At 45.9% G+C, this 25,605-nt stretch carries 28 protein-coding genes, 1 tRNA gene and 1 pseudogene; 10 read left to right on the forward strand and 20 right to left on the reverse strand.

The genetic code is table 11. The annotated features are described in order from the left end of the window. Positions 1–47: 47 nt before the first annotated feature. A complete protein-coding gene (locus tag MHI14_RS21000) occupies positions 48–446 on the forward strand; it encodes a hypothetical protein (RefSeq protein WP_143023574.1) in 399 nt (132 codons plus the stop codon). A 101-nt stretch (positions 447–547) separates the two neighbouring features. Here MHI14_RS21000 and MHI14_RS21005 read toward each other — a convergent pair whose 3' ends face one another. The 10 genes and pseudogenes from MHI14_RS21005 to MHI14_RS21050 all read right to left on the reverse strand — a co-directional run. Next, positions 548–769, reverse strand: a complete 222-nt coding sequence (locus MHI14_RS21005) for a DUF1450 domain-containing protein (protein WP_017689421.1) — start codon at positions 767–769, stop codon at positions 548–550. Between the two features lie 21 nt (positions 770–790). Continuing rightward, positions 791–1,093 (reverse strand): heme biosynthesis protein HemY, encoded by a 303-nt coding sequence (locus MHI14_RS21010; protein WP_036670085.1) that lies wholly within the window; start codon positions 1,091–1,093, stop codon positions 791–793. 142 nt (positions 1,094–1,235) lie between these two features. Then, positions 1,236–1,493, reverse strand: a complete 258-nt coding sequence (locus MHI14_RS21015; protein WP_036670081.1) for a hypothetical protein — start codon at positions 1,491–1,493, stop codon at positions 1,236–1,238. A 196-nt stretch (positions 1,494–1,689) separates the two neighbouring features. Then, on the reverse strand, positions 1,690–2,901 hold the full coding sequence (locus MHI14_RS21020; protein ID WP_445670347.1) for a M14 family zinc carboxypeptidase: 1,212 nt from the start codon (positions 2,899–2,901) through the stop codon (positions 1,690–1,692). 228 nt (positions 2,902–3,129) lie between these two features. Continuing rightward, complete coding sequence (gene racE / locus MHI14_RS21025) at positions 3,130–3,939, reverse strand: glutamate racemase (RefSeq protein WP_076209504.1); 810 nt, start codon at positions 3,937–3,939, stop codon at positions 3,130–3,132. A 219-nt stretch (positions 3,940–4,158) separates the two neighbouring features. Continuing rightward, positions 4,159–4,536 (reverse strand): YtxH domain-containing protein, encoded by a 378-nt coding sequence (locus MHI14_RS21030; protein WP_091032288.1) that lies wholly within the window; start codon positions 4,534–4,536, stop codon positions 4,159–4,161. A 185-nt stretch (positions 4,537–4,721) separates the two neighbouring features. Continuing rightward, a complete protein-coding gene (locus MHI14_RS21035; RefSeq protein ID WP_341131143.1) occupies positions 4,722–5,636 on the reverse strand; it encodes a DUF4261 domain-containing protein in 915 nt (304 codons plus the stop codon). A 10-nt stretch (positions 5,637–5,646) separates the two neighbouring features. After that, positions 5,647–6,108: a DUF86 domain-containing protein gene (locus tag MHI14_RS21040; protein WP_341131144.1), complete on the reverse strand. Its 462-nt coding sequence runs from the start codon at positions 6,106–6,108 to the stop codon at positions 5,647–5,649. A 173-nt stretch (positions 6,109–6,281) separates the two neighbouring features. Next, on the reverse strand, positions 6,282–6,569 hold the full coding sequence (locus MHI14_RS21045) for a Dabb family protein (RefSeq protein ID WP_017689429.1): 288 nt from the start codon (positions 6,567–6,569) through the stop codon (positions 6,282–6,284). Positions 6,570–6,854: 285 nt separating this feature from the next. Beyond that, positions 6,855–7,271, reverse strand: a pseudogene (locus tag MHI14_RS21050) (phage holin family protein); the annotation flags it as partial. Between the two features lie 415 nt (positions 7,272–7,686). Between MHI14_RS21050 and MHI14_RS21055 the strand changes: the two are divergent. Next, a complete protein-coding gene (locus MHI14_RS21055; RefSeq protein ID WP_017689431.1) occupies positions 7,687–8,283 on the forward strand; it encodes a helix-turn-helix domain-containing protein in 597 nt (198 codons plus the stop codon). A 223-nt stretch (positions 8,284–8,506) separates the two neighbouring features. Here MHI14_RS21055 and MHI14_RS21060 read toward each other — a convergent pair whose 3' ends face one another. Further along, positions 8,507–9,661: a sn-glycerol-1-phosphate dehydrogenase gene (locus MHI14_RS21060; RefSeq protein WP_341131145.1), complete on the reverse strand. Its 1,155-nt coding sequence runs from the start codon at positions 9,659–9,661 to the stop codon at positions 8,507–8,509. A gap of 158 nt (positions 9,662–9,819) precedes the next feature. Here MHI14_RS21060 and MHI14_RS21065 point away from each other — a divergent pair, with 158 nt between their 5' ends. Next, positions 9,820–10,005 carry a hypothetical protein gene (locus MHI14_RS21065; RefSeq protein ID WP_076209053.1) on the forward strand — a complete coding sequence of 62 codons (186 nt, stop codon included), beginning with the start codon at positions 9,820–9,822 and terminating at the stop codon, positions 10,003–10,005. Positions 10,006–10,110: 105 nt separating this feature from the next. Here MHI14_RS21065 and MHI14_RS21070 read toward each other — a convergent pair. Further along, positions 10,111–10,195, reverse strand: a tRNA-Leu gene (locus MHI14_RS21070). A 222-nt stretch (positions 10,196–10,417) separates the two neighbouring features. Between MHI14_RS21070 and MHI14_RS21075 the strand changes: the two genes are divergently transcribed. The 3 genes from MHI14_RS21075 to MHI14_RS21085 all read left to right on the forward strand — a co-directional run bounded on the left by MHI14_RS21075 (position 10,418) and on the right by MHI14_RS21085 (position 12,440). Next, positions 10,418–11,410, forward strand: coding sequence for a Gfo/Idh/MocA family protein (locus MHI14_RS21075; RefSeq protein WP_341131146.1), 993 nt, complete (start codon positions 10,418–10,420; stop codon positions 11,408–11,410). Between the two features lie 54 nt (positions 11,411–11,464). After that, positions 11,465–11,860, forward strand: coding sequence for a DoxX family protein (locus tag MHI14_RS21080; protein WP_341131147.1), 396 nt, complete (start codon positions 11,465–11,467; stop codon positions 11,858–11,860). 217 nt (positions 11,861–12,077) lie between these two features. Then, positions 12,078–12,440 (forward strand): winged helix-turn-helix transcriptional regulator, encoded by a 363-nt coding sequence (locus MHI14_RS21085; RefSeq protein ID WP_091032309.1) that lies wholly within the window; start codon positions 12,078–12,080, stop codon positions 12,438–12,440. 50 nt (positions 12,441–12,490) lie between these two features. Here the strand turns inward: MHI14_RS21085 and MHI14_RS21090 are convergent, their stop codons facing one another. The 5 genes from MHI14_RS21090 to MHI14_RS21110 form a co-directional block, all read right to left on the reverse strand. Next, positions 12,491–14,107, reverse strand: a complete 1,617-nt coding sequence (locus MHI14_RS21090) for a sensor domain-containing diguanylate cyclase (RefSeq protein WP_192132484.1) — start codon at positions 14,105–14,107, stop codon at positions 12,491–12,493. 164 nt (positions 14,108–14,271) lie between these two features. Continuing rightward, positions 14,272–15,009 carry a spermidine synthase gene (locus MHI14_RS21095; RefSeq protein ID WP_341131148.1) on the reverse strand — a complete coding sequence of 246 codons (738 nt, stop codon included), beginning with the start codon at positions 15,007–15,009 and terminating at the stop codon, positions 14,272–14,274. A 159-nt stretch (positions 15,010–15,168) separates the two neighbouring features. Further along, positions 15,169–16,071: a LysR family transcriptional regulator gene (locus MHI14_RS21100; RefSeq protein WP_091032319.1), complete on the reverse strand. Its 903-nt coding sequence runs from the start codon at positions 16,069–16,071 to the stop codon at positions 15,169–15,171. Between the two features lie 59 nt (positions 16,072–16,130). After that, entirely contained in the window at positions 16,131–16,868 is a 738-nt protein-coding gene (locus MHI14_RS21105) for an SDR family oxidoreductase (protein ID WP_091032323.1), read from the reverse strand. A 24-nt stretch (positions 16,869–16,892) separates the two neighbouring features. Then, positions 16,893–17,168, reverse strand: coding sequence for an Atu4866 domain-containing protein (locus MHI14_RS21110; protein WP_249911186.1), 276 nt, complete (start codon positions 17,166–17,168; stop codon positions 16,893–16,895). Positions 17,169–17,327: 159 nt separating this feature from the next. Here MHI14_RS21110 and MHI14_RS21115 point away from each other — a divergent pair, with 159 nt between their 5' ends. After that, entirely contained in the window at positions 17,328–18,257 is a 930-nt protein-coding gene (locus tag MHI14_RS21115; RefSeq protein WP_091032325.1) for an AraC family transcriptional regulator, read from the forward strand. Positions 18,258–18,327: 70 nt separating this feature from the next. On the opposite strand, the gene MHI14_RS21120 is transcribed toward MHI14_RS21115, so the two are convergent. Further along, entirely contained in the window at positions 18,328–18,762 is a 435-nt protein-coding gene (locus MHI14_RS21120) for a MerR family transcriptional regulator (protein WP_240767970.1), read from the reverse strand. Positions 18,763–18,934: 172 nt separating this feature from the next. Here MHI14_RS21120 and MHI14_RS21125 point away from each other — a divergent pair, with 172 nt between their 5' ends. From MHI14_RS21125 to MHI14_RS21135, 3 genes are all read left to right on the forward strand, one after another. Continuing rightward, positions 18,935–19,813: an SDR family NAD(P)-dependent oxidoreductase gene (locus tag MHI14_RS21125; RefSeq protein WP_341131149.1), complete on the forward strand. Its 879-nt coding sequence runs from the start codon at positions 18,935–18,937 to the stop codon at positions 19,811–19,813. A 266-nt stretch (positions 19,814–20,079) separates the two neighbouring features. Continuing rightward, on the forward strand, positions 20,080–21,243 hold the full coding sequence (locus MHI14_RS21130) for an oxalate decarboxylase family bicupin (protein ID WP_315936518.1): 1,164 nt from the start codon (positions 20,080–20,082) through the stop codon (positions 21,241–21,243). Between the two features lie 79 nt (positions 21,244–21,322). Continuing rightward, positions 21,323–22,462: a zinc-dependent alcohol dehydrogenase gene (locus MHI14_RS21135; RefSeq protein ID WP_133384212.1), complete on the forward strand. Its 1,140-nt coding sequence runs from the start codon at positions 21,323–21,325 to the stop codon at positions 22,460–22,462. Between the two features lie 138 nt (positions 22,463–22,600). On the opposite strand, the gene MHI14_RS21140 is transcribed toward MHI14_RS21135, so the two are convergent. Next, positions 22,601–23,389, reverse strand: coding sequence for a class I SAM-dependent methyltransferase (locus tag MHI14_RS21140; protein WP_341131150.1), 789 nt, complete (start codon positions 23,387–23,389; stop codon positions 22,601–22,603). Positions 23,390–23,588: 199 nt separating this feature from the next. After that, entirely contained in the window at positions 23,589–25,556 is a 1,968-nt protein-coding gene (locus tag MHI14_RS21145) for a PTS fructose transporter subunit IIABC (RefSeq protein ID WP_091032340.1), read from the reverse strand. Positions 25,557–25,605 lie beyond the last annotated feature (49 nt).

A 25,605-nucleotide genomic window follows, 5' to 3' on the forward strand; every position in this document is an offset into this window, starting at 1 on the left:
TTTGGCTACGTTTATTAGATAATCATGCCGAATCAGGAGGAATTCATTTGAAGAAAATAATATTGACACTCTGCATGTTGCCCTTCCTCATTTGGGTGCAAGGCTGCGCTCCAGCAACATATGAGATAGAAGGATATACAGGGTCATCCATGAACCCAGACATTCCTGTTCCAACTAATGCAAAGCTTATTGAAAACATAACTTATTCGGATGATCCCAACCTTGAAAAAGGGGCTAAGTATGAACTGAAACATATTGGGGGTGAACAAGGACTCTACCCACCAATGGATTATTTTCAGAAGTTAGCGGATACAGGTTGGGTCGAATTGGAGGAAGAACGACTGGGGCATGTACATTTTCTGAAAAAGGATAATACGGTCATTGCCATTGAAATTCGAGAAGATTCCTTCCAAATTACTGAAATGGTCAAAGGTGCTATGGAGTAACACATCCTTTCACTGCTACCCAAACGCAAAAAAAGGAGAGGCACGCAGCCCCTCCTTTCTGATGTGTGGACAGTTTTCTCCACTCACCTTGTTATATCCTGTTACTTCACGAACTTTGCGACTTTGGCGAGCACTTCTTCTTCTGTCGGCGCACTGATGTACCGACCGTTGATAAAGACAAACGCACGTTTCGCGCAAGGACCGCAATAGGATTTGCACCCAATCTTGATCTCCGTGTCTGGAGCCATTTTTTGCAACTTGGGTACAATCGATTTCAGTCGGACATGATTACACTTTTCGCATACGCGGATATCGTTAGCCATGAGTTCCCCTTCTTCGCGCCCTTAGTGGTCGCCGTGATTACCTTGGGACGGATTCGTAATAACAAATCCCTCTTCCGGGAAGTAGAGGTAATCAATTTTAACACCGTTCAACAAAGGCTGATCATTCGCGAGAATGACATCAATCTCTTTATCCGTAGATACAACCGTATCATTTTCTTTTGGTGTGTCGAGATCAAGCCCGTAGTGAGCATGGTCACCATGTGCATGTGTGATGACAACGCGCAGTTTTTTTCCTTCGTTCTCCGGCTTGTCCAATTCAAGCTTCAATACTTTAGCAGCATTACGCGTAATTTTGCAGTTCATTCTCTTCATCTCCTATATTGTAATTGCAGGTTTCAACAATTTCAGCATTCTTAAACTACAGCATCTATTGTAAAGAAAGTTACCGCTCTTCGCAATAACATTGATGCGAATTCAATGTTAAAATGATCCATCGGGCTGCAAATTAAGAAGGTGTCCCCTCCTGAAGCACAGGATATTTACGTTCTGCCCGGCTTACAAACCAGTTCATCAGAATCAAAGTGACCCCGATATCATCGATGGGCATAAACGGCATGACGTCAGGAAGTACCCAGTATAACAGCGCCGGAATAATAAACAACAACTTTTCTCCCAAAGGAATCTGCGGAGCCCGGAGCAGCCGGGGGAGCCTTTTGAAAACTTGTGTCCATCGTTTGAACGATAGCAGTCTTCTCCACTTCATTTGAATCCCTCCGTATAATAAATATATGTCGCCGAAACGGCACATCCATCATTACCCGTTCAAAAAATTTCAGAACGAATGACGTAGAATGTCATTATAAAAAATAATAAAAACGGAACGTCGCTCATAGCGTCCGTTCCTGTTATACGAATGATCTACTGTTAAGTTTCACACCATCATAATTCGGGGTCTTGCCTCATTGTCCATTGGATAACAGTTCAGCCAGCAACATTCCCACTTCTATACAAATATCATCAAACTGTTCTACGGGAAGCGGATTAACACCTAATCCAACTTCTACCGTGAAGCCCGGTCTACCGAAATCTTGAATAAACCAGTCCTTGTATCCGGCATCACTGCCACTGAGCTTCACCGCCTTGTAGCCGGAAGCTTTGGCGAGTCTACGCGACAACGGTCCACTCTCTCTAGGTTCCAGATCACGGTAGTTCCAATAGATCTCCTGTCCCTGACTATGCAGGGATACAACCGCATCAAATGTATGTTGCTGCGTCCACTGCGCAAGGGCCTGTGCCTCCGGTTCTGTCAATGGCGCTGTCCCTGCATAATCCCTGGGGCCAGGTGAGGTCACACCTCTTCTCGCTGCCTCTTCATCCCAATGGGCTGGAAATTGATCATTCAGATCCACCCCTCTGATGTTGGCCTTCCAATGGGTAAAATGTGATCTGTCGGCATTCCAGGCCAACAACTGCTGTGCATGTGGATGCTGATTGACCACACCTTCCTGAACCAGTTCGACCCCGTCCGGATTAACCATAGGCACGGCCCAGAGTGTCGTCTCTTGCATCCAGCGTTCAGTCTGGTATTGATGCCATGTCCTATGCGCACTATACGCCTCGGCATACTCCTCGATAAACTTCATCAGAACTGCAGTTGTCAACCACTCATTAGCATGAACGGAAGCGTTAACATGGATATGTCTGGACCCTTGCCCAATACGCAAATAAGGCAGCGACTTCCCCATGACACTTGTTCCAATGGACCCCGTCTCGATAAACGGGTATTGATTCTCCAGCTTGTCTATATCCCTGATTAATTCTCGATAACCATACTCTCCCTGAATCTTCACAATAGTTTTTCCATTCGAAGCCGGAATATGAATACAGCGACCAACCCAGTCGGTTACATTGGTGATTTCGGGATTGGCCTGGCGCAATACCTCTTCGTCCAGACCAAATCTGCCTGCAATCTCCCCTACACTTTCTCCAGGTGGTACAGCGTATCTGCGACCTGTCCCGGGGACAATACGCAGCATCTGACCCGCCAGCAAGTATGGCTGGGCAGCTACTTCCGGGTTCAGTGCAGCAAGAAACTCTTTGGTCATATGATGTGCTGACGCAATTCGCGGCAATGTATCTCCCCGCTGAACGATAATCCACTGCAGATCCATGTTGTTCTCCTTTCCGCAGGAAAAGACAGTTCTCCTGTCCAGTTCTGACCGATTTCGTGTCTGTAACATATGTATGCAGGTCAGGTTGTCCGTCATGTGACATGAATCATGTTTCTCTCCGGTTAATGCATAATGACGACAAAAAATCCCGGAACTTCACAGTTCCGGGATCGTCCACAACCAAAATACATTAATTAAAAGTCTTATTCATGCATATTTTGAGTATAACTATGATAATTGCGTTACCTGCCAGACAACAGGGGTCTTGGAGATCTGCTCCCCCAACCATCGACGGGTGATATTCTGGAACATTCGCGGGTCACCCGTGCAGAAAAATTGATGCACCGGAGTCTCATCCCCACTGGCCAGCTTTCGTTTATCATATAAAATCGTACTGATTTCACGTGCCGTTTCATCTGCTGAACTGATTAACTTCACTTCCTGCCCCATAACTTCCTGAATCGTGTCCATGAGAAAGGGATAATGCGTACAACCCAGAATAAGACAATCGATTGGCTGTTGTTTAATCTCGCCCAATGATTGTTCCACCGTATGTGTCGTGTGCTCGGAACGAAATTCACCTTGTTCCACCAACGGCACCAGCGCCGGACAAGCCTGACTGACCACATCAATATAGGGGGACAACTGTTTGAGTGCCGATGTATAAGCCCCACTACCTATGGTACCCGTGGTACCAATCACACCAATACGTCCTGTACGTGTCGCTGTGATTGCGGCCCGCGCACCTGGATGTATAACACCAATGACAGGCACATTCACCTTGGCACGGATATACTCCAGCGCGGCTGCTGTTGCTGTGTTACAGGCGATAACGATAACCTTCGGATCGAATTGGATCAAGAAATCAACGATTTGTTCCGTAAATTGTTTTACTTGTTCGGACGAACGGGGTCCGTACGGTGTCCGGGCAGTATCCCCAAAATAAATGATCTTTTCCCGCGGGAGCTGACGCATCACTTCCTTGGCGACGGTCAATCCCCCCACACCGGAGTCTAATATAGCGATTGCTTGCTGCACGAACACACCGCTTCCTTCTTCATTGAATTGGTTCTCAAAACGATTGTTTCTCAAAGCTTTCTTCCTACCGTATGAACATTCCGGCAAAAAGGTACCTACATCTTACCCGATTTCATCGCAGGGTTCAAATTAAATCCACGCGCTACGTCATCTATGTGTGGACACGCAACAAAGCAGGCTCTCCTCTAAATAGAGGAAAGCCTGCTTATCAAGCTTTGCTTAGTTGTCGTCCTTGGACTCATCCGCAGGAAGCTTCGCTACGATGTCAATTCCGGGTTCATCCACTGCTTTATCGATATCGTTATCAACAATGGCTGCCGATATGCGAATTTCTTTCCCTTCAGCGCAATTGCGCCAGGATTGAATATCCTGAATCACGACATCTGCGGTCTCTTTAACTTTGGATACGATCTGCGAACTTTGTTCTCCCACGATACCAGCCAGTTCCTGACCTTTCTCCGATACCTGACGAGCACCTTCTGTAATATCCTGACGAAGTTCACGTCCCGATTTCGGCGCCAGCAATAATGCCGTTACTGAGCCAACCACGGAGCCAATTAGAGCTCCCCACAACAAACTTTTGTTAGAATCCTTCACGTCACATCTCTCCCTTTACTATTGTTTAAGTACCGGACTAGAAGCAACGGTCTGTCGCTCAGCCATCCGGGCGAATGCCTACTCTGTTGATGCATTATAAGCAGCACAGGCTTGACTTGACACTCCAGATGTTAAAAATAATCTGAACGCTCTTTTTGAATGGATGCAGATGACTTGGCTTAAACTCAATTCTGACGAGCCGGCTCGAGATCAGCCGCGGCATGCTCATCCCCCGGGTCCAAATCAATCACATATCGTCCCGGTGCAATCAATGCCGCCTGATGTTCACAACGCCAGCGACGTCCACCTGAAGAACCCAGCGTCTGTCCATCTTGCAGAACGTCCCCCTGATCAAATATGTAATACGCCGCACCCAGTAAAGTCTGAGCCACCGTATCTGGATCAAGACCGACGAAGTGACACTGGACATCAGGTACACCCAGCGCAGATAATCCCACGGTATCCATGACCAACCCGCGTTGTTCCTCTGTACCTCCGGCTTGATACATTCGAACGTTCATGGCTGCATACAGATGTTCCTCACGTTCCTGAGCTTGCGTATATGCTTCCGGTTCAACCAGCTTATCACTGCCATACCAATACAGCGCGTCACAGGTGACACTCTCCATGATTGCCAGTACAGTCTTCTGAAACAGCTCCAAGCGCTGTTTACGAGGCATAGCAGCCGTGAACATATCATGTATCCGGATGGAGTAACGTGAAGCTTCTACAACTTGTCCCACTTCCGGCCAATGCCATGCTTGCTGCAGAGCCCCGCCAAAGCGTGCACGATCTACAATTTTATTCACAGGGAGCATGCAGGTCTGCGCAGGGATATTTCCTTCCTGGAAGGATACCTTATGGTCCAGATGATAGAAGACAAGCATCTCATGCTTTTGCCCTCCGCTCTCTTGTTTCACATCCAGTCGGACTTGTCCTGTATGACGAATCATAGCTTCCTGCAAACGCAGGCGATTCACCTCTGGACGTTCCCTGAACAAGAGTTCAACCATATACACCGGATGGAATCCGGAAGGTGTTTCATTCGTTTCGTTATTTTCAGTGTTTACTACATTAAATTCTTTTGATTCATTTGTCATGCGATTTCCCTCATTCCTTGCGCTGTCCCTCGGCCTGAGCCGCATTGAAAGGACCAAGTTCTGTTTCCACGTAGGCGCTAACCTGTGTAGTAAAATGTTCAAGTATGCTCGGCAACTCTACGCTAAGCGGATGGAGCTCAGACCGCTCCCAACTGTAATAATCCTGCACCAGTGGTTTGCGTAACGTGACAAGTTGACGCAAGATCTCATAGGTCGAATGATCAAAAACCTTTTCTTCATAATTAATCTGAATAATATCATCATAACTGCTCGCATCTCTCATGATGAAACCGTCAATCAGATAACTTCCCACATCGGTAACAATCTCGATCGCCAGGTGAAGACAACGTTCCTGTACCATCCCCAACATGAGACCGCCATCCCAAGCCTCTGCTGCCCCACGAAGTCCTTCAGCTACTTCCGGTACAGCAGCAAGCCGGCGGGCAATCTGTTCTCTGTTCACATAATACATTCGTTCACTTCCCGTTCAGTGAGTTATCGGTTCCGTTTCCCTCTTCGCTTAAGCCAGAATATCATCACAGGACAAGCGATTAGAAACACAACAAAAATATATAGAAATTCCATAACGTCTCTTAAATCGCTCATGCAGAGTCCCCTTTATCTCAACGTAGTTTAAATGACAGATCAGATTTCGTAGTCCACTGCAATTGACTGTTCTCTGACTTCGTTCATGTACTTGATAACTTCCTGATGAAGCGGGTGTACCTGATACGCCTGAAGATCTTCCAGTGACGCAAACTCCGCCGTGAGTGAAATGTCGAACGATCTCTCCGAGCGAAGCACATCAATCCCAATTTCAAGTGAAACCAGAACATCAATTTTACCTTCCAGATTGCGAAGCACCTGGGCTGCAGCTTCAATACTTTCTGCTGAGCGATCTTTCATTTTGAACAGGACAATATGTTTTATCATCTGGGCAAGCACCTCGTTTAATATAATAGTAGAAATGAATGAATTTTCATGTATCCAAAATATATCATAACGTTCTCTATTACGAAAGGATACTTGGAAACGTTCTCTTGATAAGAAAAACTAATCCGAACCGTTTCCTTTCGATTCGGATTTCTTTTGCGATCCATCCTCCGTCTGTTTTGCTGAGTCATCCTCCAAAGTTTGTCCTGTTTCAGCCTGCTGCTTGATGTTGTCTGGAGTTTGCTGCGGTTTGGCCCATTCACGATTCATCAGATACTCCTGATCTTCCTGTTTCTTCAACACTGCAATGGCCTGTCTGAGCTTTGCAGGCAATGGAAGACCGATTTTGGCATAATTCTCGGTAATTGAAATGAGTTCATTCACCAGATAGAAATAAATAGCTCCGCCTTTGATAAAATCGGTTCCCATGATCAGATCAATTCGATGAGCAAGCAAAACAACGGTCAGCATGAGCCCTTTGCGAGCAATCCCCCAGAATCCAATGTTGCTATTCAACCCGGTACCTGTTCTTACCGCCGCTGCCAAACCTGTTATATAATCCACAGCCATCGCGACCGCGAGCAGGCTCAGTAACTGATCCCATCCGCCAAAAGCAAACGTAACAAATGCTCCCGAGATGGCAGCAAAGGTATTCACAGATAGATTCACGTCCCTCACCTCTCCCTTACACTTGAGTATCATACAATATATGTAAAAGTAAGAGATTTGACAGGTCACATGTCATGCTGAACATGCGGATTTATCATTTCAGATTTGTGCACATCCTCTTCATAACAGAAGAACGAAAATCACATGCTTTTGGGGAATTCAGGGAAATAAACCGCATCATATCAACAAAAAACAGATAAAAGTTCTTTAGACCTAATAATAAGTAATTAGAACTATATTATTTTTATTCCTGTTCAATTTCTCCCCTCATTTTTAGTGAAACATTGTAATCTAGGAATATACTAGGATGTAAATTGCGCATGGTCTAGTTCGTAGTTCCCTCTTTATCATGAATTGACGCATTGACGCATTTATAACCGGTAAACCCGGCACTTGAAAGTACCCCGTTGTTTATTGTAGTATTTGGTTAAAAAAAATCGGAGGAAATATGCCTAATCAACCAGAACAACATTCCATCCAGGCGTGGTCTCTGATCAACCGTAAATACTTGGGAAAAGGCGTCCGTGTTAAACGATTCCGAAAACCGACACGCTGTCAAATCCGCAATCGGGTTCTTCTTGCCGTGCTGATGGCCAATGATATCAAATTGTCCCAGCTTGCTGAAGACCTCTCCATCTCTTCACGCAGTGTCAGTGCGTGGGTATATGAAGGACGGATACCCGGCAGTACCAATTTGGACAAGACTTGCCAATTACTCGGCTACCCGCGTCATATTCTCTTCAATGAAGAAGTTGTGCGTAATAGCCCTGTCATATGTCAACCCGAGTCATCTCGCTTCATGAAGCGTACGGTGACCCGTTCTCCGGTTAGTAACCGTATTTTGACAGGCTTGTGTATGGTCCATGATTTGTCGGTGACAGATGTCAGCCACTGGATCGGGGTTCATCCCGGCACTTTCCGCAAATGGCTGCATCAGGGAACACTGCCTTCTGCTGCGTTTCAGGAACAAGCGGAGCAATTTTTCCGTATCCCGAAAACTATTTTGTTCGCAGATGTCATCTTGAAAGATCGTCGCAACAACTAAATAAGCGAACAGCCAAAAGGCTTTGATCTCCCCATAGGGAGGCCAGAGCCTTTTTTAAAATAAAATGTATGCCTTCTCTCTCGGACTTGAAGCACTGTTCTGGCTATTCCATCAGAAATGTCAGATAACCTACCCTTTTTCGCCTTTTGCTCCCAAGGAGAGCCATCACAGCCCGCTACAAGCTAAGTTTATGCATTTCATCGAGACCATTCTCTCTAAAAGGTCATCCTAACCTTGTGTTTAACACTTCATTGATGTATCTCAACCCCGTATATCGAGGACGAAGTGTATGCGCTGTGTTGAATGCATGTTCCACCATCTCCGGGGTTACACCGAGTTGCTCAGTAGTCACAGGTCCACCTACTTGTTCCAACCATGCGATGAGCTGAGAAGCCTCCGGCAATTGGTCATATATCCCAAACACCGGTTCACCCGATGTCTGTGCAAGTTCTTTATATTTCACCGTAAGCAATGCACAAGCTACGCCAACTTTGGCACCATGCAGAACCGGTCTTTCTCCCGCTTGCATCAGATCCATCTCCAGGATGTGGGACAGATGATGCTCACCTCCGGATGCCGGACGGGAATGGTCAATGATCAGCATGGAGATACCGGAAACAATTAATGCGTCCATTAATACAGCTACTCCCTCTGCTCGCCCCTCCGCAATCGCTTGTACATGATCTATGCAGGTATTCAGCGCTTCTTCTGTCATCCGATAAGCAACTGGACAGAACGGTTCTCCGCCCAGTTCACGGGAAACAATCCAGTCTGCAAGCGAAGTATATTTACCAAGCATATCTCCGAATCCGGCAGCCGTCATCACTTGTGGGGCTTGCTCCAGAATATCCAGATCGGCAAAGATAGCCTCCGGCGGAACAGCCTGAAATGTTTGTTTGACGCCGCATACAATTAAGGGTGCACCCGCAGAGGTAAACCCATCCACTGAGGCCGCTGTAGGTATCGACAAAAAGGGCTTGTTCATTTTGGAACAAACAAATCTCACCAGATCATGAATGGTACCTGAACCCACCGCAATTACAGCCTGACTTTCGAGTCTCACACCCAACATAACCTGTACAATAGCTGCTTCGTCCGCAATGATATCACCCGTCAGATTCTCCGGTAGAGCGATCTCATCCGCATGCTTTCCCGCTTCGCGAATACTACTCAGCACATCAGATCCGGCCGCCTGAAACGTATGTCGATCATAAACAACCGTCACCTGACGATATCCTTGCTCAGACAAATAACCCGGTAACCTCTGAATGGCCCCAGCTTCCAGATGAATCAGCATATCCACCACCCGGTGTTGATGACCGCAAGCACACTGTTGTGCTTCCTCATTCCATGCTGCAATTCGTTCGTTCATATTCATTCGCTCTTACCCTCCCATATGAGATATCATGCATAATTAACGGGTTAAAACCACAAGATAAAAAAGGAAATAAAATGTGATGATTTTCCTGATCACACTTTACTGCCTGTACCCAATATTTGCAAATCCATATCTCACATTTCCAAGTAGGTGAAGCAATGAAATTAACCAAAGAATTAGGAATTTCGCTCGGATTTCTCGCTGGAACCACTTTTGGCAGTGGTATCGCTTTTTTGTTTCGTCTCCAGTCGGTTGAAGTGGTTGCCAGTGTTACGCTATTTGGTATTGCAGGAGCCATTGCCGGAATCATCATGGCAGTCATTCTGCGCCAGCGGCAACATTAGCATTAGCATGCTGGTAGCAAAATGTAGGCTTCACACGAATGATCCACAAAATAAAAAAAGGTTCGTGGATTGCCCTAGAGCAACTCACGAACCTTTTTTGTTAGATGCGGTCGAGAGGACTCGAACCTCCACGGGGGGTTAGCCCACACGGACCTGAACCGTGCGCGTCTGCCAATTCCGCCACGACCGCATAATATGTATCTCCTCATCCATCGATGAAAAGCGTTCCGGTGAAACAATTCCTTGTTTTACCGTAATTCAGAGTATACATGCTCCAAAATAAAAATGCAACTTCTTTTTTATTCATTCAAGAATAGGACATATGTCCTTTTTTCTCAACTTCAAACACCCTATCGTAACATTATACAAATATACCATCCATACGAATGCAAAAATGAAGGAGAGATCCACCTTGAAAACAACCCATCTGTGCTTTATCGGTGCCGGGTTTCATGCATCCACAAATATTTACCCTTCTGTTGTTGAAGCCGGAGCGCAGATCCAGGCCATTGCCACACGCAGTATGGAACGCTCTGAAGCAGCTTTGCTGCGATTTGGCAGCAACGGAAAAGCGTATGATAACGCTGGGCTTATGTTACAGCAGGAAACTTGTGACGGTGTCGTTGTGGTCGCACAGCCTGTAGATCAGACCGCTCTTGTCCTTGAATGCATTCGGGCTGGTAAGAATGTATACGTGGATAAGCCGCTCGGATGGAATGCAGCGGAAGCCGCCGCTGTAGCAGAAGCTGCCGAGCAGGCTGGCGTCATTGTCATGGTCGGTTTTATGAAACGTTATGCTCCCGTATACATGAAGCTGAGGGAGCTCATTGATAGTGGTTCGCTAGGTAAGGTACGTTCATTCCAGATGAAATTCGCTGTAGACAGTACCCCATTTTGCAAGGATGAGGAACAGTTCATGAAGCTCGCTGCCATACATATGGTCGATCTGATGCGTTACTTATTCGGAGAAGTAATACGGGTTACAGGCACAACCGTGAAAGATGGGGAACACATTAATCAAAGCATTTCCCTTGTGTTTGAGAATAACGTAGTAGGCAGCGCTTATTTTACCGGCATGAGCGCTTGGTCACGGGAGAGTGAAAGTGTACTCGTCACCTTTGACAACGGATTTGCGTCAGCTGAAGAAATCAACACACTTACTGTTCATCAATCCCGAAGCTCGACCAACCTTCCCTGGAAATCTCTCGAGGAGCAAGATACTGTATATACACCTTCCGGATCTCCCATGTCAGGAGCTTATCGCGATCTTTATCTACGCGGGTTTGTTGGTGAAATGGTGCACTTCATCAAGTGTTGCCAGAATCAGACCGTCCCATATTCCAGCGCCAAGGATAATATTACAACGATGGCTCTATGTGACTCCATTCTATCATCACTAAAGTAGCGTAAATACGCTCATCATCATATTTTATACATCCAGAGAAGAGGAACTAATCTCATGTTGGACACAGGTCTACTTATCATTCGTCTCGTGATTGGTTTCATTATGATTGGACATGCATGTAAGAAACTGTTTGGCTGGTTTGGAGGCGAGGGTATATCAGGGACGGCTGAATTCTTCGGAGCGATTGGCCTGAAACCCGCTAGACCCTTGGCAGTGTGTGCCGGACTTGCTGAACTGATCGGTGGGTTCCTGTTTGGAGTCGGTCTATGGATTATCGTTGTTGCCGTTCTGCTCATTCTTCCGATGATTGTAGCCATAGCCAAGGTGCATGCCGATAAAGGTCTATGGAATCTGAACGGAGGATTCGAATATAACCTTGTGATGATCGGATCATTACTTGGTGTTGCTCTCGCTGGAGCTGGTGCATATTCCCTCGATGCCCTGATATAATGTACAAAATTCATCACATGGAGCCTCAATGTTTCGCAAGACGAAACCGGGGCTCTTTTTTTATTATAGACATCAACACATCTGCCTTCGACTATAATTAGGGTTTATAATCTTCATCATAAGTGATATGCTCTTTCATGAACTATACGTACTTTATGTAATGTAACCACCCAAATAGATACCATAGAAAATACCCTTAAAGTGGAGGTGTACTATAATGAAAAAGGACGCAACCAAGCCATGTCCCGCGCCATACGGCTGTTCCGTAGAAGTTACCCTCAGCGTGATCGGAGGCAAATGGAAAGGTGCCATTTTGTATCATTTATTCTCCGGTCCTTTGAGATTTAACGAGATCCGAAAATTGTTTCCTGACATTACCCAGCGTATGCTCACCCTGCAACTTCGAGAGTTGGAAGGCAGCGGAATTGTTCATCGTGAAATATACCCCCAGATCCCACCTAAAGTGGAGTATTCCCTCACACCATTTGGTGAAACGTTACGGCCGATCATCTTCAGCATGCGAGATTGGGGAGAAACGTATACAAATGAGGTTCTGGCCAGATCCTCACAAGAGGTATAAAACACAAAAGAAGCTGTTCCTAGTTTTTAGGGAACAGCTTCTTTGCTTGCTTATTTAATAACCGTTTGGATCGTAACCGTACGGTTACGCCCCTCTTCCTTCGCTTGATACAGTGCATTATCCGCCAAGTGAAACAGTTCTGTGGATGTTGTGGAGTGTTTCGGATATTCAGCAATTCCAGCCGAGATGGTGACGGAACGATCTATAGGCAATACGCTTTCTTCGACCGTTATTCGGATACGTTCAGCAATCTCAAAAGCCACGTTGGACTCGGAATTTCTTAACAAGACTACAAATTCCTCTCCACCAAACCGGGCGCAGACATCTTCTGGTCGAACAGACAATTGAATGATATTGGCAATGTGTTTCAACACTTCATCCCCAGCATGATGACCGAATGTATCATTAATGGACTTGAAGCGGTCGATATCCAGAACAATAATGGAGAATGGCGCCTCATCCTGAATCCATTCCTGAATAACTTCTTCGAAGGTTCTGCGATTGTTCATACCTGTTAAAACATCTGTTCTGGCATCATAGACAAGCTGGTTTGTCTGTTTCCTAAAGTTCGCCAATGCGCCAACAACTGCTCTTGTTAGAAGGTCTGCCTCTCTATTCCAGTGAGGTTTCATCACCGGTAGATCCACTTGTCCCTTATCGACCTGATTCACCAAATCAGCCAGCATAGCAAAAGGACTGGCCAGCTTGCGTGCAACCCGAACCACAATAAGGGTCAGGATCAGGAAAGGCACTGAGGTGTACAGCAACAACATACGGATATGATGATTCAACTGATCGTACACCGTTTGGGTTGGAGACACGATTACGACGCCCCAGTCTGTTGATGGAACTTTGTAATAACCTGCAAGCGAATCCACACCTGCCAGATTTTTGTATTGTTCTTTACCGTGCTTGTTTACTAGCAGCTTTTGCACCACTTCATTTTTACTGACATTTTCACCAATTCGGTTGGTGTTTGGGTGAAATAACAAAGTGCCCTTCTTATCCACAATAAAAAAGTAGGAACCATTACTTGTCTTGAGCTGACTGCCAAAAGACAGACTCAATATATTATTTTCCTGCAAAAAGATATTTCCACCGATTGTTCCTTGGTACTCCCCTGCCGAATCAAAGATCGGTTCACTAACAAATACAATTCTGCGTTTCGTTCTGGGTGTCTGGTACGCTTCGGAGATATACGAAGTCCTCAATTTAACCGCTTCTTTTGCTGCATGGGAACTAACATGGTGACCTACACTAGCCTGTGAGTAAGGTGAGGTAGACCTGATTACTCCCGCTTTATCTACCAAAGAAACGGAATTAAAAAAATTACTGCTATTGCGAACCAAATCTAATGTGGAATTCAACTCTTTTGTATTGGACTGATCCATATCCGGGAAATAATTGGCTGCATATTTCAAGCTCTCCTGCATGGAATAAAAAAGCGAATCCAGCGTTTGGCTCATTTGCACAGCGCTTGCATAGTTTAGCGAAAGGGTGTTATCAATGAGTGACTGTTTCTGAGATGTATAAGATGAGATGACCATGAGGGTCAATGTCATTATAACTGAAATAGTGACCAACCCACCGAGTAAAGCCGTGAGGCTGATCTTCTTGATGTTTTTTATTTTTTTTCGTAATCTATATCTCTTGATCTGTGCAATCATCGTTTACTTCCCCCGGATTTTCATGAAAAGGCATATTCCTTCTATCTTATACGAAAGTTGTTAAGATCAAATAAAGAATTTGAGAAATCTTAACAATTACATCGTAAGATTGACGATTTAATGACATTTTACTTTCCCTGGAAGAATCACTGTTCAGGATCGCCCTAATCGACAATGATATATCCTTCTTCTGGCTCTTGTTCAACAAACCCTGCCATCTGACGAACCTGAAATTCGATCGGGTGATGACTACCCATTAAAATGCGATTTTGAACTTCATCCGCTGTTTCTGTAGGTAATGCGAATGCACGTGTATAGGCAAACTGTGCCTGAAGTGTCGTATAGATCGCATTGACAAGCCGATCGTTGCCCGCACGCCCAAACACATTAAGGATCACAGCTCCGTCCGAGTCCAGCTTGTCCTTGACCATGGCAAAAAAATCACTGGATATAAACTGCTCGGGTGTACCCGTTGCCGTAAAGGCATCAATAATAATATAATCATATGTCGCAGCGGGTTCCTTGCCTAATAATTCACGACCATCCCCAATGAGCACAGGACTTCCCTCATATCCAAAAAAGGTTTGGCTCAACTCCACGACCTCTGCGTCAAGCTCAGCTACCTTTACCTGACGATCAGACAAGTAGGTTGGCAATGTGCCAATACCATGTCCCACCACAAATACGGTATCAAACTCAGGATCATTCCGTTCCATTAGATGCACCATCGCTCTCGGATACTCCAACACCATCCGGTTAGGCTCATCCAAATCCATGGCTCCCTGCACAGCTGCGTTGGAGAATTCTAATACACGAAACCGGCCCTTCTCTCCATAAAGCTTTTTGGTATCATATACCGTCAGCTCATGCTGTTCACTTTTATTTCGATACAGAACTCTCACTAACCGTTCTCCCTTCGTGCTTTCACACCTATTCGACATATACCTTCATTCTATTACACGGGATGACAACATACCACCCTATACTTGAAAGATCGTAGTACAACAAAAAAACCGTTCCGATCATTCGGAAACGGCCTTTTGATGAACCATACAACACCACTAAGACCCTATGGCCTCATGCAGAGCCTGGACATATGCTACGCCCAGATTAGAGAGAGAAGTACTTTTGTGGCTTATCCACCCTACATTAATCGATTCCTCACATTCCAGCGGTACAGGAATTATCTCGTTTCCGTTCAGATCAGCGCTAAGTACACCCGTAGAGATCGTATAACCATTCAGACCAATTAACAGGTTAAACAATGTTGCGCGGTCATTAACCTGTATGCTTTTGGGGTGAGATAACGTACTTAGGATTTCTTCGGAAAAATGAAAGGAATTGTACTCCCCCTGGTCAAATGACAAGTACGGATAATCCTGCAGTTGCTCGATTGCAACCGACTCCTGCTTCGCCAGCGGGTTCTTCACACTGATAAAGATATGGGGCTTGGCTATGAACAAACTCGTGAAAACCAATCCCGCATCTTTTAACAATTTGTTAATTACCTTGGCATTGAACTCATTCAAATACAGGATGCCAATTTCACTCCGCAGGCTTTTCACGTCCTGAATAATCTCGTAGGTCTTTGTCTCCCGAAGCGCCAACTCGTATTCATCCTGACCATACTGCTGTACCAGACGAACAAAGGCATTTACTGCAAACGCATAATGCTGCGTCGATACGGAGAAGTGCTGAGGGGATGGCTTGGCGTTCAGATAACGATTCTCCAGCAGTTCAGCTTGTTCTACCACCTGACGTGCATAACTCAGAAACTCAACGCCTTCTTTAGACAGAGATATCCCCTTATTGGTACGTTCAAAAATAGTAATTCGCAACTCCTGCTCCAGATCCCGAATGGCATTCGAAAGGCTGGGTTGCGAGATAAACAACCTCTTGGCTGCTTCATTCATGGAACCGCGCGTGGCAACTTCGATCACATATTTTAGTTGTTGTAATGTCACTGCACTATTCCTCTTTTCGTATCAATTGAACCTATTATATACCAAAAGAGGATCCAAGCTTAAGCCATGCTTGCTGTCGGTCTGACTACAATCTCATTTACGTCCACCTCTGCCGGCTGGCTAATGGCATACAAGATACTTTGCGCAATCGCCGAGGCGGGAATGGATATGCGCCGATACTCTTTCATGAGATCACGTGCTTCTTCATCAGAAATCGTATCCGCGAGTTCCGATTCCGTCACGCCCGGTGATACAAGGGTTACACGGATATCTCCGCCTACTTCCTGTCGCAACCCCTCCGAGATGGCGCGGACCGCGTATTTGGTTGCACAATACACCGCTGCCGTTGGTGACACGGCATAGGCTCCAATAGAGGCGATGTTAATAAACTGGCCGAAACCCTGCTTTTTCATGACGGGTAGTCCAGCCGCAATGCCATGCAGAACACCACGAATGTTAACATCTATCATGCGATTCCACTCATCTACTTTTAACGATTCAAGGGGAGATAGCGGCATGACTCCAGCGTTATTTAAAATAACATCGACACGTCCATAGCGAGTTTGAGCGAGGTCAACGATCGTATGCATCTCTTCCAATCTGGTAACATCCAGCGAATGATACTCCACCGATCCGCCTTCCATACGAATCGAGGAGGCCAATGCCTCCAAACGTTCCATACGTCTAGCTCCAATAACTACATGCGCTCCATGCTGTGCAAGCAATCGAGCTGTTGACTCACCAATTCCACTACTCGCACCGGTAATGACAACAACTTTCCCTTTTACATTGGACATATTAAATCGCTCCTTATTTGGTTGTTATTGTACATTTTCTCGATACAAAACCATGCCTGCATGATACAAAACGCCGCCCCTGAAGTCTCCATCCGCTGTAAATCCCGTATCATCCACGTATTCTATATGTTTGCCATGAACAACATAGCGCCCCTGATATGCACTTTGCCGATCTCCTCTCGCTTCATCATATCTACCGGAAGGAAGAAGTTCGTGTCTGATATATCCATCCTTCGTGACCCACATCCCCACATACGGGTGTTTTGGTTCTTGTTGGTCGCCCATTGAATTACGCTCCATTGTTTCTCACTCCTCTCTGCTTCAAAAGATTCCGTTGCTTATCTCCATTATGTAGAGGATCAGTCGTTGTACGATAGAAAAATCCCGCAATATTCTTGCCTATTCCTCCAGCGCGTTTTAAAATAATAGTAATAGTGGTTTACAAGGGGGCTGCAATTCATGCTTATCAAAATAAATGAAACGGATACGGGCATCACGGAGCAGCAGCAACAATTGGCTCAACTTATTGAGCATTTCACCCCAAATGATGGGATACATACAACAGCAATTCCATCCCTTGCCTTAATCCGTGCCTCCGAGATCTCACAACCCATATATTCCGTTCATCAGCCTGCCCTCTGCATTGTCGCCCAAGGTTCCAAATTAGTTATACTCGGCCGCGAGAGCTACACCTACGACTTGTCACAATACTTGGTAGCTTCCGTAAACTTGCCTATTTCAGGGCAGGTTGTAAAGGCTACAATCAAACATCCCTATCTATGTATTCGACTCGATTTTGATTCAGGACAGATTTTCGATCTGATTCAGGATACGCCTTCTGCACAACCCAAACCTGACCATTCAACACGAAGAGGACTGTTTGTTAGCTCAACCAAACCTTCCCTTCTTGAAGCTGTGATCCGATTGGTTCGGCTGCTGGATACACCTGAAGACATTCCCGTCCTTGCCCCTATGTTTATCCGTGAGATTCTATATCGTATTATTCAGGATGAACATGGACATTCCATCAAGCAGTTTGCGATTCAGGACAGTCATGCACAGCACATCGCCGAGGTGATCGAAGTCATCCAATCCGATTACGCCAAGCCACTTCGGATTGAGCAACTTGCTGCCATGATCAACATGAGTTCTTCCTCATTACATCATCATTTCAAAGCCATTACCGCCATGAGCCCTTTGCAATTCCAGAAACAAATTCGATTGCATGAAGCCCGGCGAATGCTGCTTGCAGGTTCAACCGATGCCGCCGACGCTGCGTTCCAGGTTGGCTATGAAAGTCCGTCTCAATTCAGCCGGGAGTATGCCCGCATGTATGGTCTCCCTCCCAAAAGCGATATCAAACGACTTCGTCATACACTCGATATTTAAAACTAGAAACAACAAAAAGACCCGCGTCATCATGACGTGGGTTTTCAGTTTTAAATAGGCAGCAGCGCCATCAAGAGAATATGTTCTGTTTTTCAAAAACAGACAACTGGTTCTCCCTGGTAATAGGACATTCATCAGGATACATACTTCGTTTCTCCAACTTCTCATCGATAAAATCAACGACTTGCTGTAGCGAAGCAATCTGTGCTTCAACTTTCTTTCGGTGATTCACCAGCATCTCCCGTTCATCCGGGAAATCTGCGAGATCGGAATCCATGGACATTTGTAAATAAGGCTTCATTTCCTCCAGAGACATTCCTGTTTTTTTCAGGCAAGTGATCAACTTCATCGTATGGATATCCTCCGAGCGATATACCCGATGGCGATTGGCTTTGCGTTCCGCTCGGGGAAGCAACCCAATCTTCTCATAATAACGAATTGTATCTTCCGATAATCCGGCCTGTTCTGACGTTTCTTTAATGGAGAATACTTCTTTCTCGCTCATCATATGGGCCTCCTCCACATTCATTTCTCTCCATATTACAACTTGGAGCTGACTCCAAGTCAAGCATGATCCATTCAATCCCAACACCTCTTGACTTGGAGTCGGCTCCAAGTTATAGAATGAGCGCAGCATACAGATTCGTTCTGTAATCCCATTCTATCTGGAGGTATATATGAATATACAAAATCAGGTTCGCACCGCTCTCATCACAGGTTCAACGTCAGGAATTGGTCTTGAACTGACACGCAAGTTACTGGCTGAAGGATGGCAGGTAATCGGCCTCAACCGTTCTGCTTTCCCAGCCGAGGATACCGATATTCAGAACGCCTTACGTTCAGGAGAGCTTCGTTGGGTTCAGGCTAATCTGACCAACTACGACAGTCTGAGAACTGCACTGGATCAGATTAAATCCGATACCGATTCGATCGATGTCTTGTTTAACAATGCGGGTGGCAGCGCTTCGGAGCTTCGTTTCTCTGATCAGGGGCATGAACTGCACTTTGAACTTCAGACGGTAGTCCCTTACATCATCTACATGGAATTAGTGGAGCTATTGCTCAAAGGACAGATGAAAACAGTCGTCAATACTTCCACCACCGCGTTCAGTATGGTCAAACAATTTGATTTAAACATCCTGGAACGTCCAGCTGAATTCAAAAAGCTGTTTGGTCCCTATGCTGTCTCGAAGCTCGGTCTATCTCTGTGGACACGTGAGGTTGCCAAGTCTGCCAAAGCGGATGGCATACAACTGCTAAGCGTAGATCCCGGTGGAAATAATACGCTAAGGGGCAACAAAACATCCGGCCTGCCCTTCTATATCAAACCCATTATGAAATGGTTCTTTCCCCATCCAAGTCATGGCGCTTCATTACTCTACAGTGCGGCTTTATCACCCACCAGACATGAATCCGGTACATTTCTGGTGAAAAATAAAGCGACAGCACTTCGTTTTACAGAGCAAGGCCCTGCTGTTCTCCACCGGGTAAACGAGCTTTATGAGCAGCGTTTTCGTACAACGCAGTCTGGAAAGCCCACAACCAACCCATCTTAACCATGATGGATGTTGGGCCTATATTATCAGTGCCTTTCCTCATTGAAGAGCATCTTCAATTCGATCTGGAATTCTGCCTTCATTTGATTCGATAACCGGATTCATGGATTGTTCGAATTTCTCACATCCGTATAAAGACGTGACCGCATGCGGTCACGTCTTTATTTTCGTTTGTCCCTCATATTATCCAGGCCCTGATTCATAGGTGTAAACATAACGATACAATGTCGCGTGTGACATGTTATTGAATCTGGAGGGATTACCTAATGACTAAAGGACAGCAACCTAACGAAAAACCATTTATCATCCCGCAACCCATTCGCAGTGATGGCGCTGGTGGACCTGATCTGGGACCCAGAGACGTCATGAGAGATATACAAAACCCCGATATGCTGGTACCTCCGGCAACCGATAACGGGTTATTGCCCAATCTGAGAATGTCTTTTTCCGATACACATATGCAATTGAACCATGGGGGCTGGTCACGTGAAATCACCGTACGGGATCTACCTATTGCCACTACACTGGCTGGTGTGAACATGAGCCTGACACCGGGAGGTGTACGGGAATTGCACTGGCATCAACAATCCGAGTGGGCTTATATGATCTGGGGAACGGCAAGAATCACTTCGGTAGATCAGAACGGACGTAATTTTATTGCGGATGTCGGGCCCGGTGATCTGTGGTTTTTTCCTAAAGGTCTACCCCATTCCATTCAGGGACTGGAGGATGGTTGTGAATTTCTGCTTGTGTTTGATGACGGGTCCTTCTCCGATCTGAATACGTTATCCATATCGGATTGGTTTGCTCATACCCCACCAGAGGTATTGTCTGTCAATTTCGGCGTGCCCGAATCCGCTTTTCAGTCGATGCCGAAGGAACAAGTGTACATTTTCCAAGATACCGTCCCGGGTTCCATCGAGAGCCAGGAAGTTCAATCCCCATACGGCACCGTTCCTCTCACATTCAAACACCGATTGCTGGCCCAGGAACCACTCATCACACCCGGCGGAAGCGTACGGATTGTCGACTCCACCAACTTCCCCATCTCAACTACCGTTGCAGCAGCACTTGTTGAGATCCGACCAGGCGCCATGCGTGAGCTGCACTGGCATCCCAATGCGGATGAATGGCAATATTATCTGACAGGACAAGGAAGAATGACAGTGTTTGGAGGCAATGGCATTGCTCGTACCTTTGATTATCGGGCTGGAGATGTCGGATATGTTCCTGTCGCTATGGGACACTATATACAGAATACCGGCACAGACACTTTATGGTTTTTGGAGATATTCCGAAGTGATCGATTCGAGGATGTATCGCTGAATCAGTGGATGGCGTTAACCCCGCGGGATCTGGTCCGTGACAATCTGAATGCGCCGCCCGAGTTACTCGATGCCTTGCGTAAAGTAAAATGGCCTGTCGTTTAATTTAATATGTATATCTATCATTTATGCTGAAATGGGGTAATTGTCAGAGAATCCCACTATATAAGGAGGAATATGAAAGATGAGAGCCGTTACGTTTCAGGGAATAAAGGACATTCAAGTCAAAGAGGTTGAAGATCCCAAACTGCAACAGAAGGATGACATTATCGTTCGTATTACTTCCACAGCTATATGTGGATCCGATTTGCATATTTATCAGGGAGCTCTGCCTGCTGCCAAAGATTATGTTATCGGTCATGAACCGATGGGCATTGTGGAAGAAGTAGGTCCGGAAGTGACACGTGTGAAGAAGGGGGACCGTGTGGTCCTGCCTTTTAACATCGCTTGTGGTGAATGCTTCTATTGCAATCATGACATGGAGAGCCAGTGCGATAATTCCAATGGCAATCCGGATATTCATACAGGTGGTTATTTTGGGTTCACCGAACGCTACGGAAATCACCCCGGAGGTCAGGCTGAATTATTGCGTGTTCCCTTCGGGAACTTCACTCCGTTTGTGATTCCGGAATCCTGTGAACTGGAAGATGAAGCCTTATTGTTCCTGTCCGATGTTCTTCCAACGGCTTACTGGAGCGTCGAGAATGCCGGGGTTAAACCGGGAGATACGGTCACTGTACTCGGTAGTGGACCCATTGGACTGATGACGCAGAAGTTCGCCTGGATGAAAGGTGCCAAACGCGTTATTGCTGTGGATCGCCTGCCCTATCGACTGGAAAAAGCCAAACGTTTGAATGACGCAGAGATCTTTAATTTCGAAGATTACGATGATATGGGTGAGCACATTCGTGAGATTACACAAGGCGGAACCGACGTTGTTATCGACTGTGTAGGTATGGATGGTAAAAAAACCACGCTGGAGGAGATCGGACAGAAGCTAAAACTTCATGGCGGTTCACTGAGTGCGATCGAAATCGGCATGAAAGCAATCCGCAAATTCGGTACACTCCAACTTACGGGTGTATACGGCTCTTCCTACAACATGTTTCCGTTAGGCAACCTGTTTGAACGCAATATCAATCTTAAAATGGGACAAGCTCCTGTTATACATTACATGCCTGAATTGTTCCGCAAAATCACTGCTGGTGAATTTGATCCAACGGAGATCATCTCCCATCGAATTTCACTGGAGAATGCAAGCGATGCGTATCGCATTTTCAACGATCATGAAGACGAGTGCACCAAAGTTATACTAAAACCCTGAACCGTTGCTTTGATTATAAATATGCAAAATAAAACAAGCAGATCTACCTGTTCAAGGTACTCTGCTTGTTTTATTTTATCGACATTCATCCATTAACTCTTTCATAAACTGCTCAGCTAAATCATTTGTTTTACCTAATCAGACATGAGTCGGTTTAATCGCTTGGATATACACACTTTCTCCTTGGAAGCTGTCGAGCTTCCCGTTCGTTGTCACTTCAAAATTAAAAAAATTTCTGATGATGGATGGTGCGCTCAACATGCTCGCTTCAAGTTCCCTTCTCTCCCGTTCCGGCAGTGCTGCACGGTTACACCACTCTTCAAACTTAAAGCGCTTCTGGAAGGAAACCATCGTTTCCATTCGGAAGCCCGCATACTCCAGCATATGAATCCATTCCGTCTTGCGCCATGCTCGAACATGGCTTGCATCTCGGCACTTCTCCACTTCATTGTAAAACTGGTCATTCTCATCACGTTCAGGTGCCACGTTGTCAATGAATAACAACCTTCCACCGGGCTTCATAACTCGTAATGCCTCATGAACAAACGAAGAAACGTCCGGAAAATGGTGAGCAGCGATTCGGCAGGTTACAAGGTCAAAGATATCATCATCAAACGGCAGCTTCTCTGCATCCCCGGCAACAAAATCTACATTACGGTGTCCTTTGCCCTGGATAAATCGTTCAGCTGCCTGAAGCATTTCCTCCGTTAGATCGAGGGCTGTCACCCGCTGAACAAGTGGAGCCAATGCATTAGCGACATGCCCTCCTCCAGTGGCGATATCCAGCACGTTCATATCCGGAGTGGCTTGAGATGAAGCCACGAGCAACGCGAGATCCTCACCTTTGGCATGCCCCGCACTCGTCACGTATTTTCCTGCATTTTTCGCAAACTGCTTCTGCACCTGACTTTTAATTACATCAGACATTCCAATTCCTCCTGCATAAGTTTCATTAGACGAAACATAGTTTCAAAATATAATTATATTTAGTTTACCACACATGAATGTAAAATCTAAATAAGCATTTTACACAAATCCGGAGGCAACTTTCCACTACCTGACGAAAAAGCTGAAATAAAAAACATCCCCCAAGTGAGTTTCACCCAGGAGATGTTTCTTATATTTGTTACTTCACAAGCGTTGGTGACTTCTTCCACAGTCCCAGAATCAGACCGGAGATCACAGAACCAATCGCAACAGCGAGCAGGAACAATAATGCGTGGTTCGCCAGTGCTGCAACAAAAATCCCGCCGTGCGGAGCTGGTACATTAATGCTCCACAGTTGTGTCAATCCGCCAGCAACAGCGGAACCCAGAATACAAGAAGTCAATACACGCAATGGATCAGCCGCAGCAAATGGAATTGCACCTTCTGTAATGAAAGAGAATCCAAGTACATAGTTAGTCAGGCCTGATTTACGTTCTTGCTCTGTGAATTTGGATTTGAAGAACGTTGTTGCAAGTGCAATCGCCAGAGGAGGCACCATACCGCCTGCCATAACCGCTGCCATCCATGCACCGTCTGTGTTACCACTGGATGTGAATACGCCGATAGCGAACGTATAAGCCGCTTTGTTGAACGGTCCACCCATATCGATGGACATCATACCGCCAAGCAACAAGCCCAACAATACCGCATTACCTGTACCCAAGTTACCAAGTGCATCTACAAGCCATGTGTTCAGGGAACCAAAGATTGGATCAAAGACATAGAAACTGATGGCACCCACGATCAGCAAACCAAATACCGGATACAGCAAGATTGGTTTCAAGCCATCAATCGCTTTTGGCAATCCTTTGAACAACTTACGGAGACCAATAACTACATAACCCGCCAGGAAACCGGCAGCCAAACCACCAAGGAAACCGGCGTTTGAGTTAACCGCCATCAATCCACCGACCATACCAGGCATCAGGGCCGGGCGATCACCAATGCTCATCGCGATAAATCCGGCAAGTACCGGAATCAGGAAGTGGAATGCACCTGTTCCGCCACCGATCGTTTGAAGCAGTTGCACAATCGGATTCTCAGGGCTAGCAAGCTGTTCGAACAAGAAGGAGATTGCTAGCAGGATACCGCCACCTACAACGAATGGCAGCATATGCGAGATACCATTCATCAGATCTTTATAGATTTTGCTACCTACACTGATTTTGCCACCGCTTGCGCCCTCTTCTTTGGCATTTCCGCCTTGGCTGCGATAGATCGGTGCATCACCGTTAACGGCCTTGCGAATCAGCTCTTCGGATTTACGGATTCCATCACTCACCGGTCTTTGCAATACCGGTTTGCCATCGAAACGTGCCATCTCCACATTTTTGTCTGCGGCAACGATAACCCCTTTAGCCCGAGCGATCTCATCAGCAGTCAGAACATTCTGCGCTCCTTCAGAGCCGTTTGTCTCTACGCGAATATTGATGCCCATTTCCTGAGCTTTCTTTTTAAGTGCATCTTCAGCCATAAACGTATGCGCTATACCAGTTGGACAGGCTGTAACCGCAACAACAAAATCTTCCGAATTTGCATTACCTACAATCACACCAGAGGTATTCTGTTGCTGACCAGTAGTAGAAGTGGATGCAACATTTGCTGCTTTTTCAGCTTTTGCTTTTTCTTTGGCTGCTTCCTTCTCCGCTGCTTCTGCCTGTTTGGCATCAAACAAGGCACTAACTTCGGCAGGTGTATCTGTACTCATCAATTGTGAGATGAAATCGCTATCAATCAACAACCTGGAAAGAGCTGCAAGCGTACGCAGATGGGTATTACCTGCGCCTTCTGGAGCTGCAATCATGAAGAACACATGAGCTGGCTGATCATCCAACGCTTCAAAATCAAGCCCTTTTCTACTTTTGGCAAATACAACTGTTGGTTCGTTCACCGCTGTTGTTTTGGCATGTGGCATTGCAATTCCGCCACCAATCCCCGTGCTGGACTCAGCTTCTCTTTTATAGATCATTTCCTTGAACAGGACCGGATCATTAATTCGTCCGCTTCGGTTCAGGCTTGCAATTAGTTCATCAATAGCCTCATCTTTGGTTGTGGCTTGCAGGTCCATGATCATCGTTTCCTGGATCATCAAGTCTGTTATTCTCATCTTGGTACACTCCCTTAAGTTCAGTCGGCCTGCATAGGCAGGCCTCACT

The organism is Paenibacillus sp. FSL K6-2393 (assembly GCF_038002545.1).
Taxonomy (GTDB): domain Bacteria; phylum Bacillota; class Bacilli; order Paenibacillales; family Paenibacillaceae; genus Paenibacillus.

Coding starts and splice junctions, on each gene's coding strand:
- MHI14_RS21105 (WP_091032323.1), bottom strand. CDS start 16,868: ATGTCCAATGTAAAAGGGAAAGTTGTTGTCATTACCGGTGCGAGTAGT.
- MHI14_RS21035 (WP_341131143.1), bottom strand. CDS start 5,636: ATGACAAATGAATCAAAAGAATTTAATGTAGTAAACACTGAAAATAAC.
- MHI14_RS21060 (WP_341131145.1), bottom strand. CDS start 9,661: ATGAATATGAACGAACGAATTGCAGCATGGAATGAGGAAGCACAACAG.
- MHI14_RS21115 (WP_091032325.1), top strand. CDS start 17,328: ATGCTTATCAAAATAAATGAAACGGATACGGGCATCACGGAGCAGCAG.
- MHI14_RS21120 (WP_240767970.1), bottom strand. CDS start 18,762: ATGAGCGAGAAAGAAGTATTCTCCATTAAAGAAACGTCAGAACAGGCC.
- MHI14_RS21080 (WP_341131147.1), top strand. CDS start 11,465: ATGTTGGACACAGGTCTACTTATCATTCGTCTCGTGATTGGTTTCATT.
- MHI14_RS21005 (WP_017689421.1), bottom strand. CDS start 769: ATGGCTAACGATATCCGCGTATGCGAAAAGTGTAATCATGTCCGACTG.
- MHI14_RS21015 (WP_036670081.1), bottom strand. CDS start 1,493: ATGAAGTGGAGAAGACTGCTATCGTTCAAACGATGGACACAAGTTTTC.
- MHI14_RS21110 (WP_249911186.1), bottom strand. CDS start 17,168: ATGGAGCGTAATTCAATGGGCGACCAACAAGAACCAAAACACCCGTAT.
- MHI14_RS21020 (WP_445670347.1), bottom strand. CDS start 2,901: ATGGATCTGCAGTGGATTATCGTTCAGCGGGGAGATACATTGCCGCGA.
- MHI14_RS21145 (WP_091032340.1), bottom strand. CDS start 25,556: ATGAGAATAACAGACTTGATGATCCAGGAAACGATGATCATGGACCTG.
- MHI14_RS21130 (WP_315936518.1), top strand. CDS start 20,080: ATGACTAAAGGACAGCAACCTAACGAAAAACCATTTATCATCCCGCAA.
- MHI14_RS21140 (WP_341131150.1), bottom strand. CDS start 23,389: ATGTCTGATGTAATTAAAAGTCAGGTGCAGAAGCAGTTTGCGAAAAAT.
- MHI14_RS21125 (WP_341131149.1), top strand. CDS start 18,935: ATGAATATACAAAATCAGGTTCGCACCGCTCTCATCACAGGTTCAACG.
- MHI14_RS21065 (WP_076209053.1), top strand. CDS start 9,820: ATGAAATTAACCAAAGAATTAGGAATTTCGCTCGGATTTCTCGCTGGA.
- MHI14_RS21055 (WP_017689431.1), top strand. CDS start 7,687: ATGCCTAATCAACCAGAACAACATTCCATCCAGGCGTGGTCTCTGATC.
- MHI14_RS21135 (WP_133384212.1), top strand. CDS start 21,323: ATGAGAGCCGTTACGTTTCAGGGAATAAAGGACATTCAAGTCAAAGAG.
- MHI14_RS21085 (WP_091032309.1), top strand. CDS start 12,078: ATGAAAAAGGACGCAACCAAGCCATGTCCCGCGCCATACGGCTGTTCC.
- MHI14_RS21040 (WP_341131144.1), bottom strand. CDS start 6,108: ATGTATTATGTGAACAGAGAACAGATTGCCCGCCGGCTTGCTGCTGTA.
- MHI14_RS21090 (WP_192132484.1), bottom strand. CDS start 14,107: ATGATTGCACAGATCAAGAGATATAGATTACGAAAAAAAATAAAAAAC.
- MHI14_RS21045 (WP_017689429.1), bottom strand. CDS start 6,569: ATGATAAAACATATTGTCCTGTTCAAAATGAAAGATCGCTCAGCAGAA.
- MHI14_RS21010 (WP_036670085.1), bottom strand. CDS start 1,093: ATGAACTGCAAAATTACGCGTAATGCTGCTAAAGTATTGAAGCTTGAA.